This window comes from Aeromonas intestinalis (assembly GCF_054052485.1).
Map to the genome: position 1 here is coordinate 37603 of NZ_JBSTYK010000022.1, position 20920 is coordinate 58522.

Below are 20920 nucleotides of genomic sequence, written 5' to 3' on the forward strand. Positions count from 1 at the left end.
CGATGTGTTACGGCAAGCCTCTTAATATGCAGAGGCCGCCCCCCGACCACAAGCTCACCGATGCATTTTCTTCGCATAAAAAACCAAACAATCATTAATACCAGAGCATCACCACGCAGAGCGCCGTGAGAGCCCCCAGGCTGCCGTTGAGGCGGCGCCAGCCCTTGTCCGAATTGATCCAGCGGCTGAGTTGATGGCCAAACAGCACCCAGGCGAAACAGACCGGCAGTCCCGCCATGGGGAAGACAGACATGATGCCCCACATACTCGGCCAGTAATCGCTGCCCTGCAGGCCGAACAGGCTGATGGCGGAGATCCCCATCATCCAGGCCTTGGGATTGAGAAACTGGAAGCCCAACCCTTCCAGCATGGTCAGGGGCCGGGAGCGTCTGACGGGATCGCCGGGAGCACCGGCCACGGCGATGCGCCAGGCCAGCCACAGCAGATAGAGGCTGCCGAGCACCTGCAGGCTCAGCTTGAGCAGGGGCCAGCGCTCGAACAGCGGGTAGAAGCCAAGGGCCAGCACCAGTTGCAGCACCGGCTGGCCGATCACGACCCCGATCAGATGAGGCAGGGTGCGGCGCACGCCGAAGTTGGCCCCGGCTGCGGTCAGCATCAGGTTGTTGGGCCCCGGCGTCCCGCAGGTCAGCAGGGCAAAGCCAAACAGGGTGGCATACCATTCGATGGTCATTGTCTTCTCTCCTTGAACCACATTGTATCGATACAATGTGTCATTCAGCGTTGTATGGTGGGTAACAATCACGCTATATTGAGACAATTCGCCGATCAATGGATTTATTGTCACCATGACAATCTGGACACCCCACCTCGACAGCTTCGAGGGCCCCCTCTATCTGAAACTGGTCAAGGCCATAGAGCAGGCCATCCACGATGGCACCCTGGCCCCCGAGACCCGGCTGCCGACCCACAGGGCCCTGGCTGACCAACTCGGGGTGACGGTCGGTACCATCACCCGAGCCTACTCGGAAGCCGAGCGCCGTGGCCTGCTGGCGGCAAGGGTCGGCCACGGCACCTGGGTCAGGGGGCTGGTGGATCCGGTCAACGAGTGGGTGATCCGCAACGAAGACAATCAGCGCATCGAGCTGTGGCAGAACCTGCCGATCCCGCTGGACAGGGCCGCCATCATCAAGCCCATGCTGCTGGAGTTGGCGAACGGGGACCTCAACGCCCTGCTCGGCTATGACAAGGAGGCGGGCCGTCAGGAGCAGCGCCAGCTGTTCGTCGACTGGCTCACGACTCTGGGAGTCCAGTGCCGGGAGGATCACCTGCTGTTCAGCCACGGCGCCCAGCACGGCATCATGCTCTCCCTCATGGCCACAGGTTGCGTGGGGGAGACCATCTTGTGCGAGGGGCTCAGCTACCCGGGCATGCTGGGCAATGCCCGCCAGTTGAAGAACCAGGTGGTGGGCCTGCCGCTCGACGAGGAGGGGCTGATCCCGGCCGCCCTCGACGCGGCCTGCCGCCAGCGCCGGGCCAAGTTGCTCTATCTCACCCCCACCTTGCAAAACCCCACCACGGCGGTGATGAGCCTGGCCAGGCGCGAGGCCATCGTCGCCATCGCCCGCCGCCACGATCTGCTGATCATCGAAGATGACGTGAACGGCCTGCTGCCGGAGACCAGCCTCCCGCCGCTGGTCAATCTGGCGCCGGAGCGGGTCATCTACCTCGGCAGCCTGGCCAAGATCGCCTGCGGCGGCCTGCGGGTCGGCTTCGTGCTGACGCCCCCTCCCCTGCGAAACGCCTTCGCCCAGGCCATGCGATTGTCGAGCTGGATGGTGAGCCCGCTGCTCATCGAGCTGGCCTGCAAGCTGGTGAGCCAGCACCAGATCATGCCGCTGATCGAGCAGCAGAGACGGATCCTGGCGCGCCGGGGCGAGCTGCTTCGCCACCTGTTGCCGGGCGCCCGTTGGCATCCTGGCTCCATGCACGCCTGGCTGCCCCTGCCCGAGCCCTGGCGCAGCCAGGAGTTCGTGGAGGCCGCCAACGCCCTTGACGTCGGGGTTGCCAGCGGCGAGCACTTCGCCGCGGGCCAGTTTGCCGCGCCGCAAGGGGTACGCCTGAGCCTCAGCCAACCGGCCACCGAGGCCCGCGTCGCCGAGGGTCTTGAGCGGCTGGCCGGTCTGCTGCGGGGCACGCCGCCGACCAATCCCCTGCTATAGTCAGTGGCCGTTTCAGCCCAAGGAGCCCCCATGTCCCCCTCCCGCACCACCTTGCTGCTCACCGCCCTGCTGCTGGGAGGCTGCGCCTCCCCGGCCCATCAACAGCTGAGCCGGGCCGTTACCGGCCTGGAAGGGGAACTGGAGCGGCTGGAAGAGGAGCTGGCGGCCATGAACGGCTTGCATTACCAGAAGGCCATCGACGCCCCTGCTGCCCTGCGGGACTATCTCAAGGCCCCCGCTGCTACGGCAGAGGGGCTGGTACCTGCAGAGATCGCGCTGCAAGATGGCCCCCTGCTGCGCTACCGCTACCAGCTGCCGGCGAGCATGAAGGAACTCCCCATGGACAATCCCTGCCTGCGCTACGAGTTCGAACTGCGCCATCTCGGCCGCCTCGGTCAGCTCGATCTGCACTGGCAGCGGGAAGGCCATCAGGGCCAACGCCTCATCCAGCAGGCCGATTGCCCCTTCTCCGCCAAGGGGCCGGGGCTGCAATAAACCGCGCCCGATGCAAAGAGGGGTTGGCCCATGGCCAACCCCTCTCGTTTTATCACTCCTCGCTTATTAGAGGATGCCTCGCACCAGGATGCCGGTGATGAGCAGCGGCGCCACCAGTCGCCAGCACCAGAGCAGGCAGGAACGCAGCACAGGGGACAAATCGGTGGGCAAGATGCTGTCCCCGAGGCGCCAGCCCAGCAGCAGGGTCAGCACCAGGCCGAACAGCGGCATCATCAGGTTGGAGGTGAGGTAGTCCAGCAGATCGAAGATGGTCTTGCCAAACAGGGTCAGCTCGCTCCAGGGGCCGAACGACAGGCTGACCGGAATGCCGGATACCATGATAAGCAGGGTCAGCACCCGGCAGGCGCCGCGCCGTGACCAGCCCCACTCCTCGGTGGTGAAGCGCACCAGGTGCTCCAGCATGGAGATGGAGGAGGAGAGCGCCGCCACCAGCAGCAGCAGGAAGAAGACCACCGCCAGCCCCTGGCCGAACGGCAGGTGATTGAACACGGCGGGCATGGTCATGAAGGTGAGGCCGGGGCCCGCGGTGGGGTCTATGCCGGTGGAGGCCAGCGCCGGGAAGATCATCAGCCCTGCCAGCACCGAGATGAGGCTCGCCAGGGTCACCACCCAGACGCCGGAACGCAGCACACCGTCGCTATTGGGCAAATAGGCGCCATAGGTGGTATGCACCCCCAGGCCGATGGAGAGGGAGAAGAAGGCGAGTCCCAGGGCATCCAGCACGCTCTGGCCGGTGAGCATGGAGAAGTCCGGCAGCAACAGCTGGCGTACCCCGGCCAGGGAACCCGGCATGGAGAGGCCCACCGCCACCAGCAGCAGCATCATGATGAAGAGCGCCGGCATCATCCAGCGCAGGGCCCGCTCCACCCCTTTCTGGATGCCGCCCTGCACGAACCACCAGGTGAGCCCGGCGAACACCAGATGGGTCAGCGCCGGCCACCAGGGGTGACTCACGTAACCGTTGAACAGGGCGGTCAGCGCCGCCCCCTCGCTCAGGTTCAGCTTGCCCGCTACCGCCAGCGCCGCATAGCCCACGGTCCAGCCCCCCACCACGCTGTAGAAGCTGTAGATGAAGAAGCCGCACAGTATCCCCATGTACCCCATCCAGCGCCAGTTAGGCCCCATGAGCTTGTTGAAGGCACCGAGTACCCCGCGCTGGCTGCGGCTGCCGAGCAGGGTCTCCCCCACCAGCACCGCCACTCCCAGGGTGAAGCTGAACAGCAGGAACACCAGCAGGAAGGCACCACCACCGTTGGTGGCGGTCACATAGGGAAACTTCCAGATGGCACCGAGGCCGATGGCGGTGCCGGCCGCCGCCAGCACGTGCCCAAGACGGGAAGACCATTGAACCTGGCTCATACAACCTCCTGGCAAGACAACATTCGATACTCCATGGGTAGCCGCACGATGCGGGACAACAAAAAGGCCGCCTCTGGCGACCTTTGCAATGAACATTCAGACAAACTGCGCGTGCAAGGTCACCTCTCCGAAGAGTGGGAAAATCGACCAAAGGGAAGATTGGAGGGTGACATCAAGGACAGGGCCTGCACGACGAAACGGAGCCACAGCCTAAACCATGGCAAGAGATGTTGACAGTTAATCCTCCATCCGGGCTCACAATACAGCCAATCAGACAATAAAAACAAAAAATATCAGAATAAAAAGTCACAAAATTAAAATTTAATGGTGCTTTATATAGAGTCAATTCTGTCGATAAAGAGACCCCGGCACCGAGTGGTCACCGGGGAATGACGGCTGGCCGAGGAGCACGATCTCCTGCCCCCCGGCCTGCGTCCTCAGATCAGGCCGCGTACCAGGATGCCGCCGATAAGCAGGGGGGCGACCCAGCGCCAGCAACCCATCACCAGCCGACGCCAGTGGGGAGCCAGCCCCTCGGGCAAGGCACGGCGGCCCAGCTTCCAGCCGAGCAGCAGGGTGAGGGCCAGCCCGAACAGGGGCATCAGCAGATTGGAGGTGACGAAATCCAGCAGCTCGAAGATGTTCTTGCCAAACAGGGTGATGCTCGCCCAGGGGCCGAACGACAGGCTGACCGGGATCCCCCCCGCCATCACCACCCCGGTGATGAGGTTGCAGGACGCGCGGCGCGACCAGCCGAAGCTCTCCACCAGGAAGCACTGCAGATGCTCCAGCAAGGAGATGGACGAGGAGAGCGCCGCCACCACCAGCAGGGCGAAGAAGATCACCGCCAGCCCCTGGCCGAACGGCAGTTGCTGGAACACCGCTGGCATGGTCATGAAGGTGAGTCCTGGACCCGAGGCGGGATCGATGCCGGTCGCCGCCAGCACCGGGAAGATCATCAGCCCCGCCAGCACGGCGATGAGGCTCGCCAAGAGCACCACCCAGAGGCTGGAGCGTCCCACCCCCTCGCTGCTCGGCAGGTAGGCGCCATAGGTGGTGTGGATGCCAAGGCCGATGGAGAGGGAGAAGAAGGCCAGCCCCAGGGCGTCCAGCACCCCGGACATGCCGAGCTTGCTGAAGTCCGGCATCAGGAAGTGGCGCACCCCGGCCATGGCGTTGGGCAGGCTCAGGCCGAAGGCCACCAGCAGCAGCATCATGATGAAGAGGGCCGGCATCATCCAGCGCAGGGTGCGCTCCACCCCTTTTTGTACCCCGCCCTGCACGAACCACCAGGTGAGGCCCGCGAACAGCAGGTGGGTCAGCACGGGCCAGAGGGGATCGCCGACGTAGTCGTTGAAACGGGCGGTGAGGGCAGCGCCATCACCCTGTTGCAGATCCCCCGCCAGGGCCATGCCGGTGTAACCCAGGGTCCAGCCCCCCACCACGCTGTAGAAGCAGTAGATGAGCAGGCTGCACAAGAGCCCCATGGCGCCGACCCAGCGCCAGCGCTTGCCCAGAAGCATACCGAAAGCCCCCACGGCGCCGCGCCGGGTCAGGCTGCCGAGCAGGGTCTCCCCCATCAGCACCGCCACCCCCAGGGTGAAACTGAACACGAGAAACACCAGCAGGAAGGCGCCACCGCCGTTGGCGGCGGTGACATAGGGGAACTTCCAGATGGCGCCGAGACCGACCGCGGAACCCGCGGCGGCCAGGATGTAACCGAGCCGGGATGACCATTGGGACTGCTTCATAAGAACTCCAATCTAAGGGCCCGCCAGTTGGACCCGTCATGGCGCACAGATTACGCCGCCCCCTTCGCAATCACTCGTCGTATCTCTGGCTTAAAACCGACTTATTAGCAGCAATGACTAATAATCTTCGGTTTAGCATCCATTCGTGCCATAAAACAAAAACCGGAGCCTGTTTGCTCCGGTTTTGCATTATCTGGGAACGGCGCGGGACTAGATGACCCCCAGCTCCCGCAGCCGCTCCATCAGATAACTGTGGGCGGTGTGGCGCTCGGAGAGCACCACGTCCAGGCGCGGGTGCAGGAACAGCGGCAGGGAGATGCGGGACTTAGCGACGCTGCCACCGGTCGGGTTGATCACCCTATGGGTGGTGGAGGGGTAGTAGCCGTGGGAGGCCTCCTGCAACATGTCACCGATGTTGATGATCAGGGTGCCAAAGTCGCAGGGCACATCCATCCACTCCCCGTCGGAGCCCTTCACCTGCAGGCCCGGCTCGTTGGACGCGGGCAGTATGGTGAGCAGGTTGATGTCCTCGTGGGCGGCGGCGCGGATGGCCCCCGGCGCCTCGGTGCCGTCGAACGGCGGATAGTGCAGCACCCGCAGCAGGGTCTTGTGGCTCTCTTCGATCATGGAGGAGAGGGGGGCGCTGTAGTGGGCAGCGATATCGCTCGGGGTGTACTGCTCCACCCAGCCCAGCAGCTCGGCGGCCAGGTTGTTGGCGAGGGCGTAGTACTCCATCGCCTGATCCTTCAGCGCGGCCGGCATCTGGCCCCAGGGATAGAGGTGGAAGTACTCCTTGATGTCCTTCTGGCTGTTGCCCTTGGCCACCTCGGAGACGGAGGGCGGGAAGTAGCCGTCCTGGGTCTCGCGGTTGAACAGGAAGTCGTGCTTCTGCTCGCTCATGAAGAAGCGATACCAGTTGTCATAGATGGACTGCACCAGCTCCTTGGGGATGGGGTGGTTGGTCAGCACCCCGAAGCCGGTGGTACGCAGGGATTCGGTGAAACGCTCGGCCGCATCGGGGGAACGGTAATCAACGGTCAGGACTTTCATTATTTTTGTTACGCGCCAGTTAAAAGTAGGCGCAGTTTACCCTGCCTCCCCCGGCAAGGAAAGGTTGCCCGACATGGGTTGATAACAGACTGAAAATACTGACAAAAATATCATGACATCCAGGCTTGCCCGGGATGATGACGGCCCCTTGTCCCGCTCAGGCTTCCTCTCTAGAATGCCTGCACTTTTACATTCGGAGCCCTGCCATGTCCCCAAGGATGTTGTTGCCAATCCTGACCCTGCTGCTCGCCGGTTGCAGTTCGTTCTCAGAAGAGGAGTGCCGTGCCATGAGCTGGTACAACCAGGGCTATCAGGATGGCACCGAGGGCAAGACCCGGGCGGCCAGCGCCGGCTACAGCAAGACCTGCGGGGAGTATGGCCTCAAGGTGGACGAGGCGGAATGGCTGCGGGGCTACACCAAGGGGCTGGAGCTCTACTGCATCCCCGAACTTGCCTACAGCAAGGGCAAGGAGGGGAACGAGTACCTGGGCGTCTGCCCCAACGATACGACCTTCCTCACCCAGTTCGAACGGGGTCGCAAGGAGTTCCTGCTGGCCGAGCGCCTCGGCGATCTGCAGCAGGAGCTGGAGCGCACCGAGCGAAATATCTACCAGCTGGATCAGCAGATCCGCGCCGAGAACGACGCCAAGCAGCGGGACTACTATCGTGCCCAGCGCGAGCGGGCCATCCGCCACTACGAGGGAGTGCGACGGGAGTACAACCGTATCCGCTTCCCGGATCGGGTGATCCAGTTCTCCTTCGGCAGTTGATCCCCTCGGAGCCCCGCCATCCGGCGGGGCTCACCCCCTGTTCAGGGCAAAAACCCGCTCAGGCCAGAACCCAGCGCTGCAGCGCCAGGGCGATGCCGTCTTCGTTGTGATCCGCAGTGACCTTGTGGGCGTGGGCCTGGATCTGGGGCGCCGCATTGCCCATGGCCACCGCCAGCCCCACCTGCTCGAACATGCTGATGTCGTTGTTGTTGTCCCCAAAGGCCACCACGTTTTCCATGGCGATGCCCTCGCTCGCCGCCCACTGGGCCAACCGGTTGCCCTTGCTGCAACCGGGTTGCACCAGCTCCACCGCGTAGGGGGCCGCCCAGTCCTGGGTAAAGGGCATGCCCTGCACCACTTCCCCCACGAAGCGGTGCAGGCGGCCCGGATCCTGGTTGAACAACTCCAGCTTCCAGATGGGGGCCTGCAGCCAGGGTTCGAGATCGTCCGCCGGCAGCAGGGAGATCTTGAGGTGATCGGGCAGGTTGTCGGATCTGCGCTGGATCCTGGCCACATAATCCTCGCAGCCGATGTAGCCGATGCCATCGCTCAGGTGAAACTGCGCCTCCATCTGCTGACTCTCGACCTCGGCCAGCAGGGCCCGCAGCGGCCCGACCGCCAGAGGATCCCCCGCCAGGATGCGGTCTTGCACCGGATCATAGAGGTAGGCGCCGTTGCTGCAGATGATGGGGGTGTCGAGGGCCAGCTCGTGGTGGAAGGGGCGCGCCGTCATGAAGTGGCGCCCCGTCACCAGCAGCACCTTGATGCCCCTCGCACGGGCCTCGCTCAGGGCGGCCCGGGTCGCGGGCGAGACCTGATGATCCCGGGTCAACAAAGTACCGTCCATGTCCAACGCAATCGCTTTGAACTCGCTCATATCACCTCCAGAGTCTGAGTATCGCGAGGCGCAAGGTGAGAGCAGAGTGGCCGGGCGACAGGGGTAAGGGGTCAAAGAGCCATACCGTCCCAGAGTCGGCGCCCCGATGCAAGCCTCCCCTGCCCCGTCTGCGCCAATTTGTGATCCACCCGGGCCCGGGATCAACCGGGCTCGACCGCCGTGTCCGCCAACGCTCCCCGGTCAGCCGCCCGGCGTAACCCGTAGAAGCCGAGGGCACAGATCACCCCGCACAGGGTCGCCAGATAGAAGGGCCACTGGGTCCCCGCCAGCAGCACGACGCTGCCCACCACCACCGCCAGGATCTCGCTGCCCACCGCCAGCCCGCGATAGAGCCCCATCGCCTGCCCCTGCTGGCTGGCATGGCTGCGGTTGGAGACGGCGACCGAGGTCGCCAGCTCCCCCAGACTCATGCCGATGCCGGCCGGGATGAAGGTGAGCGCCAGCCCCCACCACTGGCTCGGCAGCACGAACATCAGCATGCCCGCCGCCATCACCAGATGACCGACGATCCCCAGCGTGCTGCCGCGCCAGTGACGGGCCAGCAACTCCCCGAGCCAGGAGCCCAGCATCATGGGTACGCTCACCAGCACGGCCGCCTGGGCCAGTTGCGCCGGATCCCAGGCCAGCCGCTCCACCAGCCAGACGTTGAAGTAGGTGAAGTAGAGCTGCACCGCACCATAGCTCAGCAGGGTCAGCACGAAGTAGGGCAGCAGCCGGGGTTGCAACAGCAGCTGGCGGGTCGAGAGCGGCGCCAGTGCCTCCGTGGTCGCTACTGGTGGCCGGTTGGGGATGAGCCAGAGGATCAGCAGCAGGTTGACCGCCGTCATGGCCACCGCCAGCCAGGCCGCCAGGCTGTAATCCCCGGAGATCACCGCGGCATAGCCCCCGATCATGGGACCCAGCACCCAGCCGAGGTTCATGCCGATGTTGATCCTGGCGAAGTTGCGCGCCTTGGTCTTGGGAGTGCTCAGATCCGCCGCCATGGCCTGGACGATGGCGATGTCGCCGTTGAAGAAGCCTTCGAGTACCCGGCTCAGCAGGAGCAGCGGCAGGGAGCGCCAGGCGATGCCAAGCGCCATCAGGGCGTAGCCCGCCAGCACCCCGATGAGGCAGAGGGTCAGCACCGGCTTGCGGCCATAACGATCTGACAGCTTGCCGAGCCAGGGGGCGCCCAGCAGCTGGAACAGGGGGTAGAGCCCCATGATGACGCCGAGCCACACCTTGCGACTCCAGTCCGACGCCTCCGGATCCAGCATGCCCTGGGCCGGATCCAGCATCAGGGGCGCCAGCACCGGGGAGGGTAGACTGAAGCCCGCCACCGCCAGGGTCACCGTCATCACCAGTACCCAGAGGGTGGCCTGCGTCTTGATTCCTTCCATGTTTGCCTCATTAAATAAAGCTATTTGTTTATTTATACTGAGGTGAGTGGCTCTATTAAGTAAAGCGAATAATTGATTTAAATGAGCCCCCTCCCCATAATGGCCCCATCAAGCCAGTGCCCGACCGCGCCGCTCCCCGCCACTGACGAGGACCCTTCATGAACGCCAGCACCGACAAGATCCTCTACCTGCTCAAAAGCCAGGGCCCCCAGAGTGCCGCCGCCCTCGGCGAGCAGTTGCAGATGACCTCCATGGGGGCCCGCCAGCATCTGCTCTCCCTGGAGGCCGAGGGACTGGTGGACTTTCGCGACGAGGCCCGTGGCCGGGGTCGGCCGGTGCGGCTGTGGCAGCTGACCGATCAGGCCTGGCAGCGCTTCCCCGATACCCACAGCGAGCTGACCCTGCAGCTCATCGACGACGTGCGGCAGCTCTTTGGTGAGGAAGGGATGGATCAACTCATCGTCCGGCGGGAGCAGCAGATGATGGGTCGCTATCAGGCGGCGCTGACCCAGCCCGCGCTGGCGGACAAGCTGGCGAGCCTCAAGACCCTGCGCAGCCGGGAAGGTTACATGGCGGACATGCGCCAGGAGGAGGATGGCAGCTGGTTGTGGTGGGAGAATCACTGCCCCATCTGCGCCGCGGCGCGGGCCTGCCGGGGATTTTGCCGAAGCGAGCTGGCGATGTTTCGCCAGTTGCTGGCCCCGGCCGAGGTGGAGCGGGAGCAATACCTGCTGGAGGGGGATGCGCGCTGCCTCTATCGCATCCGGCCCTGAGGCCGACGCCCAAAAACAACAAAGCAGGCGCCGGGATGCCTGCTTTGTTGCCTTCGGGGAGGGGATGCTCTCGGTCCAGCCCGCCTGTTCCCGATAAGGTTGGACGGCTGATGGGGTTGATGACCCGGTAAGGTCCTTCACCGCAGAGACCTGGTCGGGTATCTGCTTTGCCACCGGAAGATGGAATTATCATATCCCCGCTGTGGCGGTGAGTGGTTGTGAAGTAGCAGGCTTTTTCGGTTGTTTTTGCAATAGTTCACCCTTAATCTAGGAAAAGTGAATTAGTAATTGCAACGAGGTACGGAGAATGCTGAAACTTGATCGTATAGACAGGCATATTCTGGAGCTGATGCAGGAAAATGGTCGCATCAGCAATCTGGAGCTGGCCGAACTGGTCGGCCTCTCTCCCTCCCCCTGCTCCCGCCGGGTCAAGGCGCTGGAGGATGCCGGTCTCATCGATACCCATGTCACCCTGCTCAACGCCCGCCAACTGGGGCTGACCCTCACCGCCTACATCCACATCTCCATGGACAGGCACACGCCGGAGCGGTTCGAGAGCTTCGACAAGGCCATCCAGGATCTGCCCGAGGTGCTGGAGTGTGACCTCATCACCGGCAATGATGCCGACTATCAGCTCAAGGTCGTGGTGCGGGACATGGAACACTACCAGCACTTCCTGCTGGACAAGCTGACCCATATCCCCGGCGTGACCGGGGTGCGATCCAGCTTCGTGCTGCGCCGGATCAAGCACAAGACGGCGCTGCCCCTCAATCACCTGGGGTGAGCATCTCTGCGGGGAGAAAAACAAGAGAGGAGGCCAAGGCCTCCTCTTCGTCATTCAAGGTGTCATTGACGGACTGACATTCAGACGCTCACCGGGCTCACCGCCTGCACCTGCAGCAGCCAGCCGGCCTGCTCATGCTGGGGCTCGCCGCTCAGTCGCAGACGCTCCCCCTCCGGTACCCACTGCCCTTGCGGCAAGGAGACCAGCAGGCTCTCGCTGCCGTTGTCGAACAACCAGCGATCCTCACCCAATGACTCTATCAAATACCCTTCCATCTCCACTCTGGACTCGGCCTGCCAGGACGGCGCAACGGAATCACGGCTCTCGATGAAATCCCCCTGAACCCCAAAACTGGCCAGCCCCCACAGAATGGAGAGCCCGACGATGGATGATTGCATCTCTTCTCTCCTCCTTTGGCACTATGGAGCCAGTATGGGAAGAGAAAAATGAGTGCACCATGAACAAGATGGCAAAGTGCAGACGGGATCGCGAAAAAAACCGGCCAAGGGGCCGGTTGTGTCATTTTATGGCGTCTTGATCACACTACTTGGTGGCTTCCTCTGCCATCCGCACAGACCTTGGCTTATTCGTCCACATGGCCACGCCGCGATGGGCGTCGCAGATCTTCTCATCACTGATGGCCCGCACCCGCACCCCATCCTTGCAGATGGCCTGCCAGGCGTCAGCATCATCGATCTGCAGCTCAGACGCGGGGGGGGGTGCCGCCGGTGCAGGCACCGAGCAGCAAGGCAAACAGGGGTAACATGGCTTTCATCGGATGGCTCCCCAGCAAGGTGGTCTGACTCAGCGCCCCAGCTGGGCGGCAAGGCGATCGCAAAGCTGCTTCAACTGGGACAGCTCAGCATCGTCCAGATCCAGCTGGCTGCGCAAGTTGTCCACCAGGCAGCACTCCTTGACCCCTTGTTGCAACTGGCGCCCTGCCTCGGTGAGCCGGATGCACTTCTGCCGCTCGTCTTCGCTGGAGATGGTCCGAGTCAGCCAGCCCTTGCTCTCCAGCCGCTTGACGATGGGGGTCAGGGTGCCTGCATCCAGCCCGGTCTCCTGACCTATCTCCTTGAGGCTGACCTCGTCCCGCGCCCAGAGCGACAGCATCACCAGATATTGGGTGTAGGTGAGATCCAGCTTGTCCAGCAGTGGTCGATAGGCGCGCATCACCGCATTGGAGGCGCTGTAGAGGGCGAAACAGACCTGTTTTTTCAGTTCACTCATGGGACACCTCGCAGACATTGGGGGCCAGTATACCCCAGGAAGAGGGAGGGCTGAATAATTTGCACACAAAGCAGTTACCAGGCCGTCTATTCAGGTTTAGGCTGCTTTTAACTTGCACGCAAGATAAATCACCCCGGGCCCACTCAATGACTGGACGCCAGGTCCGGGCAGGCGCAGGCTAAACGAGCCATGCCACCCCCAACCCTTTGGAGAGACACCATGAATCAGCTCAGCCACCAGATCCAGCTGCTGCGCCGCCCAAGCGGCCTGCCGACCCAGGATGACTTCAGCCTGCAGGCCGTTTCCCTGCCCCCCTTGCAGGAGGGAGAGGTGTTGGTCGCCAACCAGTGGCTGTCGGTGGATCCCTACATGCGCGGCCGCATGAGCGAGGTCAAGAGCTATGTACCCCCCTTCGCCCTCAACGCCCCCCTGGAGGGCGGTGCCATCGGCACGGTGCAGGCCTCTCGTCACCCGGACTTCGCGGTGGGGGACAAGGTCAGCAGCATGCAAGGCTGGCGCGATGCCTTCATCGCCAAGCCGGCGCAGCTGACCCGGCTGCCCGCCACCGACCTGCCCCCCCAGCGCTTCCTCGGCGCTCTCGGCATGCCGGGCATGACCGCCTGGGCGGGGCTGCACAAGGTCGCCCAGTTGCAGGCGGGTGAGACTGTGCTGGTCTCGGCCGCCTCCGGCGCGGTCGGCACCATGGTGGTCCAGCTCGCCAAGCGAGCCGGGGCCCGGGTCATCGGCTCCACCGGTTCCGCCGACAAGGTGGCCTATCTCAAGACCCTGGGGGCCGATGCGGTGATCAACTACAAGGAGACGCCGGATCTCGATGCCGAGCTGGCCCGCCTCGCGCCGGACGGCATTCAGGTCTACTTCGAGAATGTCGGCGGCGCCCTGCTGGAAGCGGCCCTCAACCACATGGCGCTGCACGGACGCATCGTATTGTGCGGCCTCATCGAGCAGTACAACAGCCAGGGGGGCGCCAGCGGCCCGCGCAACCTCTCTCAAATCATCCGTAAACGCATCCTGCTGCAGGGGCTGCTGGTGTCCGATCACTGGCAGCACTACGGCGACTTCCTGGCCGAGGCCATCCCCGCCTTCGAAGCCGGAGCCCTGCAGAGCGAGGAGACCGTCTATGAGGGGCTGGCCAGCATGCCGCAAGCCTTCATCGGATTGTTCGAGGGCCGCAACACCGGCAAGATGCTGGTCAAGCTGGGCTGATGATCGGTGCTGGCCGCTGAGCCGGGAAGCTCCGGGATCGGCGCCAGATGGCGAACAGCGGGCGTAACCCATCGCCAAACCGGGCCAAACCGGGCCAAACCGGGCCAAACCGGGATGATAACTATCGTTTAAACAGATGTATTGCATCCACATCCATCCGATTTTGAGATAGAAGCGTCAGCACTGCCGTCCGGGGTGCTTGCGAAACGGGCCCATCCGTCCTAAGGTGGGCCCGTTTTTTTATGCTGTCCGCCCAGCGGGTGAGGTGTCGTCTCTCCCCGCACACCGACGGATGGGCAGCGTGCCCGATGTCTCAATCCCAGCAAGGAGCGCCCATGCCCACTCCCTATCCCCGCGTCGGTGTCGGCGTCATCCTGACCAATGCGGCAGGCCAGGTACTGCTTGGCAAACGCAAGGGCAGCCATGCCCCCTACTGGTCCATCGCCGGCGGTCATCTGGAGCTGGGGGAGAGTTTCGAATCCGCCGCCATCCGCGAGGTGGCCGAGGAGACGGGCTTCGCCATCACGACTCCCCGCGTCATCGCCGTCACCAACAATCTGGAGACCTGGCGCGAGAGCGGGCTGCACTATGTCTCCGTCACCCTGCTGGCAGAGGTGGAAGGGGAACCCCAACTGCTGGAACCCGAAAAATGCGAAGGCTGGGTCTGGTGCGATCCCCGCGCCCTGCCCGAGCCCCACTTCGATGCCAGCCGTCAGTCCATCGCCTGCTGGCTGGCAGGTCGTTGCTATCTGCCTCAGGCCGACCAGCCAGCCTGATCACGCGATAGCGCGATGATCATGCTCTGCCCGCTGGCCGGAGATGGCGGTTTTTCCCGCTCAGGCCAGCCAATCCAGGCCCGCGTCGCCGGGGCTGGCCACCCGTCATCAAATCATCACAAAACTGTCATATGCTCCTGGGGCGAATTCGGAGTGTGAGGTGAGGGTGACGAGGGTAACGGCGGTTTTTCTGCAATTTCTGTGGCTGGGGTGCATCAGTTTTGGCGGCCCTGCCGCCCATATCGGCTATTTCCAGCGCACCTTCGTCCAGCGCCTGGGGTGGCTCAACCAGGCCGAATTTGCCCGCCAGCTGGCCCTGTGCCAGCTGCTGCCGGGGCCGGCCTCCAGCCAGCTCGGTTTCGCCATCGGGCGCCAGCATGCGGGGCTCTATGGCGCCCTGGCCGCCTTCATTGGCTTCACCCTTCCCTCCTTCCTGCTGCTGTTTGCCGCCGCCATCGGCCTCGCGCAACTGGGGGAAAACCTCTGGCTGGATGCCGTCCTGCACGGCCTCAAGCTGCTGGCGCTCATCGTGGTGGCCGATGCGGTGTTCACCATGAGCCGCCAGTTCTGCCAGAGCCGGTTGCACCAGGGGATCATGGTGGTGAGCGCCGCCGCCCTCTGGTGGCAACCCGGACTCCTGACCCAGCTCCTGTTGCTGGGCGGGGCCGCCCTGCTCTGTGCCCGCCTTGGCCGGGGGGAAGGCACTGAACCGCCCGCCTCTCTCGCTCCCGACATCCGGGCTCGCCAGCCTCACTGGCCGACCCTGCTGCTGTTCGTCCTCTTGCTGATCGGCCTGCCCCTGCTGGCCCAGGGGCCCGCCAGCCAGCTGTTTGCCGACTTCTATCGGGCGGGCAGCCTGGTGTTTGGCGGCGGTCACGTGGTGCTGCCCCTGCTGAGCGAGGGGCTGGGGCAGACCCTGAGCCAACCACAGCTCATGACCGGTTATGGCCTGGCCCAACTGGTGCCCGGCCCGCTGTTCACCCTGGCGAGTTATCTCGGCGCCCTGCTGCTGCCGGCCGCCCCCCTGGCGGGAGCCCTGCTGGCAACGCTCGCGCTATTTTTGCCGGGCTTTCTGCTGCTGTGGGCCGTCGGCCCCTGCTGGCAGCGCTGGCTCGCCCACCCCGCCCTCGCAGGCGCCGTGGGGGGCATCAACGCCGCCGTGGTCGGGTTGCTGCTGGCGGCCCTCTATCAGCCGGTGTGGCAGAGCGCCGTGCAGGCCCCCACCGATCTGGCGCTGGCAGCTCTGGGCTTCTATCTGCTGCGAGTCCTGACGCTGCCCATCCTGCCTCTGGCCGCCCTGCTGGTGACGGCCAGCCTGCTGCTGCACTGACGCCCACGGCCTGACGCCCATAAAAAAACGGCGCCCCTGTTAAGGGACGCCGCTTGTCATCTCGTTGCACGCAAGGCTTCACGCGTCGGGATCGAAATCCAGACTCAGGCTGTTGACGCAGTAACGCTGGCCGGTCTCGGTCGGCCCGTCCGGGAAGACGTGTCCCAGGTGGGAACCGCACTGGCTGCAGGTGATCTCCACCCGGGTCATGCCGTGACTGCGGTCTTCCGTGTAGTTCACCCGTCCCTCGATGGCCCGATCGAACGAGGGCCAGCCGCAGCCCGAGTCAAACTTGGCTCCTGAGTGAAACAGCACGCTCTTGCAGCAGACACACTGGTAGTCCCCACTCTTGCGATTGTGGAGCAGGGCGCCACTGTAGGGGCGCTCTGTGCCTTTCTCCCAGCAGACGTGGAACTGCTCAGGGCTCAACCTGGTGCGCCATTGCTCGGGATTGTTGCCGCTCATACTGACTCCTTGCCTCTCAAACCGATGCCCAGCATACCCACTCGGGGGCCCTGACTCTAGCCCGCCAGCGGGAACTGTGATCCCGTTGGCAACACCGCGGCAACATCCGCCGTCGTCGTGACCCCGTCCGCCGCCAGCGCCACCGCCGACAGAGCGACCCGCTCCAGCAGCTTGAGGGAGCGGGCATGACCCACCGCCACCTGACGCTTGACGTCATCGGGCAGGAAGGGCATGCCATCGTTGGTGGCGGTATCGATGAGCTGGACCCACTCCATCCCCTCTCCCGCCGTCGGCAGGTGGAACTGGATGTCGTAGTCGCTGGCGTTGAACAACACGTACCAGCGCTCCCCACCGCAGTCGAGCATGCCGATGTCCATGGCAAACGCCTGTCCCATGGGCGCATGCCACTCCTGCTCGGTCAGCTGGTGGCCGTCTGGATGGTACCAGTTGACCTTGTGGCAGCTGGTCGCCTTGCCATTCCAGCTGTCATCGACCAGTTGCAGGTTGGAGAAGACGTTGGATTCGGCGCGCAGGGCCATCATCTGGCGGGTGAAGGCGAGCAGCCGCTCATCCTCCGGCCGCCACTGCCAGTTGACCCAGCTGATCCTGTTGTCCTGACAGTAGGCGTTGTTGTTGCCAAGCTGGCTGCGGCCCATCTCGTCCCCGGCCAGGAAGTGCGGCGTGCCCTGGGAGAGCAGCAGGGTCGCTATCAGGTTGCGTTTCTGCTGCTGGCGCAGGTTGTTGACCCGCGGATCCAGCGTCGGCCCCTCCACCCCGTGGTTGTAGGAGAGGTTGTTGCCATGACCATCCCGGTTGTCTTCACCATTGGCCTGGTTGTGACGCTGGTTGTAGGAGACCAGATCCTCCAGGGTGAAGCCGTCGTGGTAGCAGAGGTAGTTGACGCTGGTGTGGGGGGCTCGCCAGTTCTTGGGGAAGAGATCCCGCGACCCCACCAGCCGGGTGGCCAGATCCCCCATCTTGCCCCCGTCCCCGCGCCAGAAGGCGCGCACGGTATCGCGATAGCGGTCGTTGACCTCCAGCCAGCGGCTCGGGAACTGACCGAGACGATAGCCGAAGGGACCGATGTCCCAGGGCTCGGCGATGAGCCTGACCCGCGCCAGCACGGGATCCGCCATCATGGCCTTGAAGAAGGCGCTCATGGGGTCGAACTCCCCCGCTTCCCGGGCCAGGGTCACGGCCAGATCGAAGCGGAAACCGTCAACCTGCATCTCGGTCACCCAGTAGCGCAGGGCATCCAGCACCAGCCGCAGGCTGTTGGGGTGATCCAGATTGACGCTGTTGCCACAGCCGGTGACATTGGCGTGACGGCTGTAGTCCGGGCCATGGGCCCCGCTCTCGAAGGCATAGTAGCCCGCGTTGTCGAACCCCTTCAGCGACAGCATGGGGCCGTCAAAGCCCGACTCGGCGGTGTGGTTGTAGACCACATCCAGGATCACCTCGATCCCGGCCCGGTGCAGCTCGCGCACCATGGTCTTGAACTCGGTCACCGCCTCTCCCGAGCCGTAGCGCGGTTCGGGGGCGAAGAAGGCGATGGGGTTGTAGCCCCAGTAATTGGTGAGGCCAAGCTGGGCAAGCCTCGGCTCGGACATGTAGGCCGCCACCGGCATCAGCTGCACCGCCGTGATGCCGAGCGACTGCATGTGTTCGATCATCAGCGGATGGCTGACCCCGAGGTAGGTGCCGCGCAGCCCTTCCGGGATGCCCGGATGCTGGCGGGTGAGCCCCTTGACGTGCGTCTCGTAGAGCACGACCCGCTCCGGCGGCAAGGCCGGCTTGCCGACCCCCTGCCAGTCGAAAGCGTCATCCACCACCACCGACTTGGCCACCATGGCCGCGCTGTCCCCCTCGTAGAGGCCATCGTCCCAGTGGGTCGATCGACTGAGGGCCCGGGCATAGGGGTCGATCAGGAGCTTGTCCGGATCGAACAGCATGCCCTCGTCCGAGGTGCCATGGACCCGATAGCCGTAGCGCTGGCCGGCTTTCACCCCGCGCACATGGCCGAAGCGATACTGGCCGCGCTGGCCGGGCAGGGTCAGCCGGACCAGCTCCTGCTCCTGCTCGTCGAACAGACAGAGTTCCACCTTGTCCGACTGAGGCGCCCAGACACAGAAGTGGCAACCCGTCTCGTCCAGACGGGCGCCCAGCGGGTAATCCACCCCGGTTTCCATTACAAACATCAAGACTCCTGTTTGATGAACAAGGTCGCGAGCGGCGGCAGGTCCAGCACTATGCTGTGCGTCATCCCCTGCCAGGGGGTCGGCTCGGCGACGAAGGCCAGGCCCACATCATAGTTGCTGCCCCAGTAATGCTCGCTGTCGGTGTTGAGCACCACCCGATAACCACCGGACGCCGGAACTCCTAGCCGGTAACCGATACGCGGCACGGGCGTGAAGTTGCTGGCCACCATGACGGGATTTTCACCCTGTTTGTTCGCCCTCAACCAGGCGAAGATGCTGTTGTCCGCGTCCTGATGATCCAGCCAGCGGAAGCCGCTGCGCTCATAATCCGCCTCGAACAGGGCGGCATCATGACGATAGAGCTGGTTGAGGTCGCGGATCAAGCGCTGCTGGCCACCGTGCTTGGGGTATTGCAGCAGGTGCCAGGGCAGCTGGGCGTCGTGATTCCACTCGTTGCTCTGGGCGATCTCGGTGCCCATGAAGTTGAGCTTCTTGCCGGGGTGGCCGTACATGAAGCCCATGTAGGCCCGCAGGTTGGCGGCCTGCTGCCACTCGTCCCCCGGCATCTTGTAGAGCAGGGAGTGCTTGCCGTGCACCACTTCGTCGTGGGACAGGGCCAGGATGAAGTTCTCGTCATAGTGATACACCATGGAGAAGGTCATCTCGTTGTGGTGGTAGCGGCGGTGGATGGGCTCCTTCTGCATGTAGCTCAAGGTGTCGTGCATCCAGCCCATATTCCACTTGAAGCCAAAACCCAGGCCCCCCAGGAAGGTGGGTCTGGAGACCCCGGCGAAGGCGGTGGACTCCTCGGCGATGGTCATGGCGTGAGGGTACTTGCCGTACACCTCCTCGTTGGTCCACTTCAAGAGGCTGATGGCCTCGTAGTTGTGGTTGCCCCCGTCGACGTTTGGCACCCACTCGCCGGCGTTGCGGGAATAGTCCAGATAGAGCATGGAGGCGACCGCATCCACCCGCAGCCCGTCCACATGGAACTTGTCCAGCCAGAACAGGGCGCTCGCCACCAGGAACTGGCGCACGTTGTTGCGACCGAAGTCATAGATGTAGGAGTTCCAGTCCGGGTGCCAGCCCCGGCGCGGATCCTCGTACTCATAGAGCGGGGTGCCGTCGAAACGGGCCAGGCCGTGGGCATCGGACGGGAAGTGGGCGGGCACCCAGTCCAGGATGACCCCTATCCCCGCCTGGTGGCAGCAGTCCACGAAGTACTTGAAGTCGTCGACACCGCCGAAGCGGCTGGTGGGGGAGAACATGCCCACCGGCTGGTAGCCCCAGGATCCGCTGAAGGGGTGCTCGGAGACCGGCATCAGCTCGATGTGGGTGTAGGCCATCTCCTTGACATAATCGACCAGATCCACCGCCAGCTCGCGCCAGCTCAGGCTGTCACCGTTCGGGTGGCGCTTCCAGGAGCCTGCGTGCAGCTCGTAGATGGAGATGGGCTGCTCCCGCTTGTCATTGCGCTGGCTCTCGCGCCAGGCGGCATCCTGCCACTGATACTGGTCGTGGTCATGGATGACGGAGGCGAACGACGGGTACTGCTCGCAGTAGAAGCCCACCGGGTCGCTCTTGTGGGGCAGACGGTTGCCCGCCGGATCCTTCAGCTCGAACTTGTAGCGCTCTCCGGCCTTGAGACCGGGCACGAACAGCACCCAGTGACCGCACTGGCTGCGCTGCATGGGGTGGCGGCGGCCATCCCAGAAGTTGAAGTCACCGATGAGGCTCACCGCGCTGGCGCTCGGGGCATAGACGGCAAAGCGCACCCCTTCCACCCGCTGGCCGAGGTGTTCGACGGTGCGCAGTTGAGCGCCGAGGGTGTGGTAGAGGTTTTCCGGCTGGTGGGTCAGCTCCGCCAGTCCTTCCCAGGCGGCGGCCTGGAACTGATAGGGATCGATGAATTCGGTACTGGCATCGGGGTAGATGGCTGTCAGCTGATAGGGGAAGGGATTCTTGCGGCGAGTGAAAACAGTTTCAAAAAGGCCCGATTCATCGGTGGGGGTCAGGGTGGCAACGATTTTGCCTGACTTGAGATCCCTGACGCGAACCTCCAGGGCATCGGGCAGCCAGGCTGTCAGCTTGAGGCCTGGCCCACCCGGATTGGCCAGCAGGCCTAGGGACGAGAAGGGATCGGCACAGCGGGCGGCAACCAAACGTTCAACGGGCATCGGCATTTCCTTTCATGGCTGAACATCCGCGCCGGCCGAAGCCGGAGCGGATAAATATGA

Annotated in this window: 19 protein-coding genes and 1 pseudogene; 8 read left to right on the plus strand and 12 right to left on the minus strand. The window is 63.9% G+C overall.

The genetic code is table 11. The annotated features are described in order from the left end of the window. Positions 1–94: 94 nt before the first annotated feature. Positions 95–691: a LysE family translocator gene (locus tag ACW5W7_RS20085; RefSeq protein ID WP_456502849.1), complete on the minus strand. Its 597-nt coding sequence runs from the start codon at positions 689–691 to the stop codon at positions 95–97. A 115-nt stretch (positions 692–806) separates the two neighbouring features. Between ACW5W7_RS20085 and ACW5W7_RS20090 the strand changes: the two genes are divergently transcribed. Continuing rightward, positions 807–2180 (plus strand): aminotransferase-like domain-containing protein, encoded by a 1374-nt coding sequence (locus ACW5W7_RS20090; RefSeq protein WP_456502850.1) that lies wholly within the window; start codon positions 807–809, stop codon positions 2178–2180. Between the two features lie 30 nt (positions 2181–2210). Further along, a complete protein-coding gene (locus ACW5W7_RS20095) occupies positions 2211–2675 on the plus strand; it encodes a hypothetical protein (protein WP_456502851.1) in 465 nt (154 codons plus the stop codon). A gap of 66 nt (positions 2676–2741) precedes the next feature. Here ACW5W7_RS20095 and ACW5W7_RS20100 read toward each other — a convergent pair whose 3' ends face one another. The 3 genes from ACW5W7_RS20100 to ACW5W7_RS20110 all read right to left on the minus strand — a co-directional run bounded on the left by ACW5W7_RS20100 (position 2742) and on the right by ACW5W7_RS20110 (position 6856). Next, positions 2742–4055, minus strand: coding sequence for a sodium-dependent transporter (locus ACW5W7_RS20100; protein WP_456502852.1), 1314 nt, complete (start codon positions 4053–4055; stop codon positions 2742–2744). Positions 4056–4492: 437 nt separating this feature from the next. Beyond that, entirely contained in the window at positions 4493–5806 is a 1314-nt protein-coding gene (locus ACW5W7_RS20105) for a sodium-dependent transporter (protein WP_456502853.1), read from the minus strand. 210 nt (positions 5807–6016) lie between these two features. Further along, on the minus strand, positions 6017–6856 hold the full coding sequence (locus tag ACW5W7_RS20110; protein WP_456502854.1) for an isopenicillin N synthase family dioxygenase: 840 nt from the start codon (positions 6854–6856) through the stop codon (positions 6017–6019). A gap of 206 nt (positions 6857–7062) precedes the next feature. Between ACW5W7_RS20110 and ACW5W7_RS20115 the strand changes: the two genes are divergently transcribed. Then, a complete protein-coding gene (locus ACW5W7_RS20115) occupies positions 7063–7626 on the plus strand; it encodes a DUF2799 domain-containing protein (RefSeq protein WP_349919498.1) in 564 nt (187 codons plus the stop codon). 58 nt (positions 7627–7684) lie between these two features. Here ACW5W7_RS20115 and ACW5W7_RS20120 read toward each other — a convergent pair whose 3' ends face one another. Together ACW5W7_RS20120 and ACW5W7_RS20125 are read right to left on the minus strand one after the other, a co-directional pair. After that, a complete protein-coding gene (locus ACW5W7_RS20120) occupies positions 7685–8503 on the minus strand; it encodes a Cof-type HAD-IIB family hydrolase (RefSeq protein WP_349919500.1) in 819 nt (272 codons plus the stop codon). Between the two features lie 161 nt (positions 8504–8664). After that, on the minus strand, positions 8665–9903 hold the full coding sequence (locus tag ACW5W7_RS20125; protein ID WP_456502855.1) for an MFS transporter: 1239 nt from the start codon (positions 9901–9903) through the stop codon (positions 8665–8667). A gap of 158 nt (positions 9904–10061) precedes the next feature. On the opposite strand from ACW5W7_RS20125, the gene ACW5W7_RS20130 reads away from it, so the two are divergent. Together ACW5W7_RS20130 and ACW5W7_RS20135 are read left to right on the plus strand one after the other, a co-directional pair. Next, on the plus strand, positions 10062–10676 hold the full coding sequence (locus ACW5W7_RS20130; protein ID WP_349919502.1) for a helix-turn-helix transcriptional regulator: 615 nt from the start codon (positions 10062–10064) through the stop codon (positions 10674–10676). Between the two features lie 307 nt (positions 10677–10983). Continuing rightward, the gene (locus ACW5W7_RS20135) at positions 10984–11460 is read left to right on the plus strand and encodes an Lrp/AsnC family transcriptional regulator (protein WP_349919504.1); all 477 of its coding nucleotides are present in this window, start codon (positions 10984–10986) and stop codon (positions 11458–11460) included. Positions 11461–11540: 80 nt separating this feature from the next. On the opposite strand, the gene ACW5W7_RS20140 is transcribed toward ACW5W7_RS20135, so the two are convergent. The 3 genes and pseudogenes from ACW5W7_RS20140 to ACW5W7_RS20150 form a co-directional block, all read right to left on the minus strand. Further along, positions 11541–11858: a hypothetical protein gene (locus ACW5W7_RS20140; protein ID WP_349919506.1), complete on the minus strand. Its 318-nt coding sequence runs from the start codon at positions 11856–11858 to the stop codon at positions 11541–11543. Between the two features lie 145 nt (positions 11859–12003). Next, positions 12004–12235, minus strand: a pseudogene (locus ACW5W7_RS20145) (hypothetical protein). Positions 12236–12264: 29 nt separating this feature from the next. Continuing rightward, positions 12265–12690 carry a MarR family winged helix-turn-helix transcriptional regulator gene (locus ACW5W7_RS20150; RefSeq protein ID WP_349919509.1) on the minus strand — a complete coding sequence of 142 codons (426 nt, stop codon included), beginning with the start codon at positions 12688–12690 and terminating at the stop codon, positions 12265–12267. A 219-nt stretch (positions 12691–12909) separates the two neighbouring features. On the opposite strand from ACW5W7_RS20150, the gene ACW5W7_RS20155 reads away from it, so the two are divergent. The 3 genes from ACW5W7_RS20155 to chrA all read left to right on the plus strand — a co-directional run bounded on the left by ACW5W7_RS20155 (position 12910) and on the right by chrA (position 16020). Further along, positions 12910–13914 (plus strand): NADP-dependent oxidoreductase, encoded by a 1005-nt coding sequence (locus ACW5W7_RS20155; protein WP_456502856.1) that lies wholly within the window; start codon positions 12910–12912, stop codon positions 13912–13914. A 335-nt stretch (positions 13915–14249) separates the two neighbouring features. After that, positions 14250–14690 carry a nucleotide triphosphate diphosphatase NUDT15 gene (locus tag ACW5W7_RS20160; protein WP_456502857.1) on the plus strand — a complete coding sequence of 147 codons (441 nt, stop codon included), beginning with the start codon at positions 14250–14252 and terminating at the stop codon, positions 14688–14690. Positions 14691–14856: 166 nt separating this feature from the next. Then, on the plus strand, positions 14857–16020 hold the full coding sequence (gene chrA / locus ACW5W7_RS20165) for a chromate efflux transporter (protein ID WP_456502858.1): 1164 nt from the start codon (positions 14857–14859) through the stop codon (positions 16018–16020). Between the two features lie 78 nt (positions 16021–16098). Here the strand turns inward: chrA and msrB are convergent, their stop codons facing one another. The 3 genes from msrB to glgB are packed head-to-tail and all read right to left on the minus strand — an operon-like array spanning position 16099 to position 20860. Further along, positions 16099–16485 (minus strand): peptide-methionine (R)-S-oxide reductase MsrB, encoded by a 387-nt coding sequence (gene msrB, locus ACW5W7_RS20170; RefSeq protein WP_456502859.1) that lies wholly within the window; start codon positions 16483–16485, stop codon positions 16099–16101. Positions 16486–16541: 56 nt separating this feature from the next. After that, a complete protein-coding gene (gene glgX / locus ACW5W7_RS20175; protein WP_456502860.1) occupies positions 16542–18683 on the minus strand; it encodes a glycogen debranching protein GlgX in 2142 nt (713 codons plus the stop codon). Beyond that, entirely contained in the window at positions 18683–20860 is a 2178-nt protein-coding gene (gene glgB / locus ACW5W7_RS20180; protein WP_456502861.1) for a 1,4-alpha-glucan branching protein GlgB, read from the minus strand. Before glgB ends, glgX begins: the two co-directional genes overlap by 1 nt. Between the last annotated feature and the right edge of the window lie 60 nt (positions 20861–20920).

Bases quoted from the DNA above. Each gene is read 5' to 3' on its own strand.
- ACW5W7_RS20155 (WP_456502856.1), top strand. From the start codon at position 12,910: ATGAATCAGCTCAGCCACCAGATCCAGCTGCTGCGCCGCCCAAGCGGC.
- ACW5W7_RS20115 (WP_349919498.1), top strand. From the start codon at position 7,063: ATGTCCCCAAGGATGTTGTTGCCAATCCTGACCCTGCTGCTCGCCGGT.
- glgX (WP_456502860.1), bottom strand. From the start codon at position 18,683: ATGTTTGTAATGGAAACCGGGGTGGATTACCCGCTGGGCGCCCGTCTG.
- ACW5W7_RS20130 (WP_349919502.1), top strand. From the start codon at position 10,062: ATGAACGCCAGCACCGACAAGATCCTCTACCTGCTCAAAAGCCAGGGC.
- ACW5W7_RS20135 (WP_349919504.1), top strand. From the start codon at position 10,984: ATGCTGAAACTTGATCGTATAGACAGGCATATTCTGGAGCTGATGCAG.
- ACW5W7_RS20125 (WP_456502855.1), bottom strand. From the start codon at position 9,903: ATGGAAGGAATCAAGACGCAGGCCACCCTCTGGGTACTGGTGATGACG.
- ACW5W7_RS20150 (WP_349919509.1), bottom strand. From the start codon at position 12,690: ATGAGTGAACTGAAAAAACAGGTCTGTTTCGCCCTCTACAGCGCCTCC.
- ACW5W7_RS20105 (WP_456502853.1), bottom strand. From the start codon at position 5,806: ATGAAGCAGTCCCAATGGTCATCCCGGCTCGGTTACATCCTGGCCGCC.
- msrB (WP_456502859.1), bottom strand. From the start codon at position 16,485: ATGAGCGGCAACAATCCCGAGCAATGGCGCACCAGGTTGAGCCCTGAG.
- ACW5W7_RS20140 (WP_349919506.1), bottom strand. From the start codon at position 11,858: ATGCAATCATCCATCGTCGGGCTCTCCATTCTGTGGGGGCTGGCCAGT.
- ACW5W7_RS20120 (WP_349919500.1), bottom strand. From the start codon at position 8,503: ATGAGCGAGTTCAAAGCGATTGCGTTGGACATGGACGGTACTTTGTTG.
- glgB (WP_456502861.1), bottom strand. From the start codon at position 20,860: ATGCCCGTTGAACGTTTGGTTGCCGCCCGCTGTGCCGATCCCTTCTCG.
- ACW5W7_RS20090 (WP_456502850.1), top strand. From the start codon at position 807: ATGACAATCTGGACACCCCACCTCGACAGCTTCGAGGGCCCCCTCTAT.
- ACW5W7_RS20110 (WP_456502854.1), bottom strand. From the start codon at position 6,856: ATGAAAGTCCTGACCGTTGATTACCGTTCCCCCGATGCGGCCGAGCGT.
- ACW5W7_RS20100 (WP_456502852.1), bottom strand. From the start codon at position 4,055: ATGAGCCAGGTTCAATGGTCTTCCCGTCTTGGGCACGTGCTGGCGGCG.
- ACW5W7_RS20085 (WP_456502849.1), bottom strand. From the start codon at position 691: ATGACCATCGAATGGTATGCCACCCTGTTTGGCTTTGCCCTGCTGACC.
- ACW5W7_RS20095 (WP_456502851.1), top strand. From the start codon at position 2,211: ATGTCCCCCTCCCGCACCACCTTGCTGCTCACCGCCCTGCTGCTGGGA.
- ACW5W7_RS20160 (WP_456502857.1), top strand. From the start codon at position 14,250: ATGCCCACTCCCTATCCCCGCGTCGGTGTCGGCGTCATCCTGACCAAT.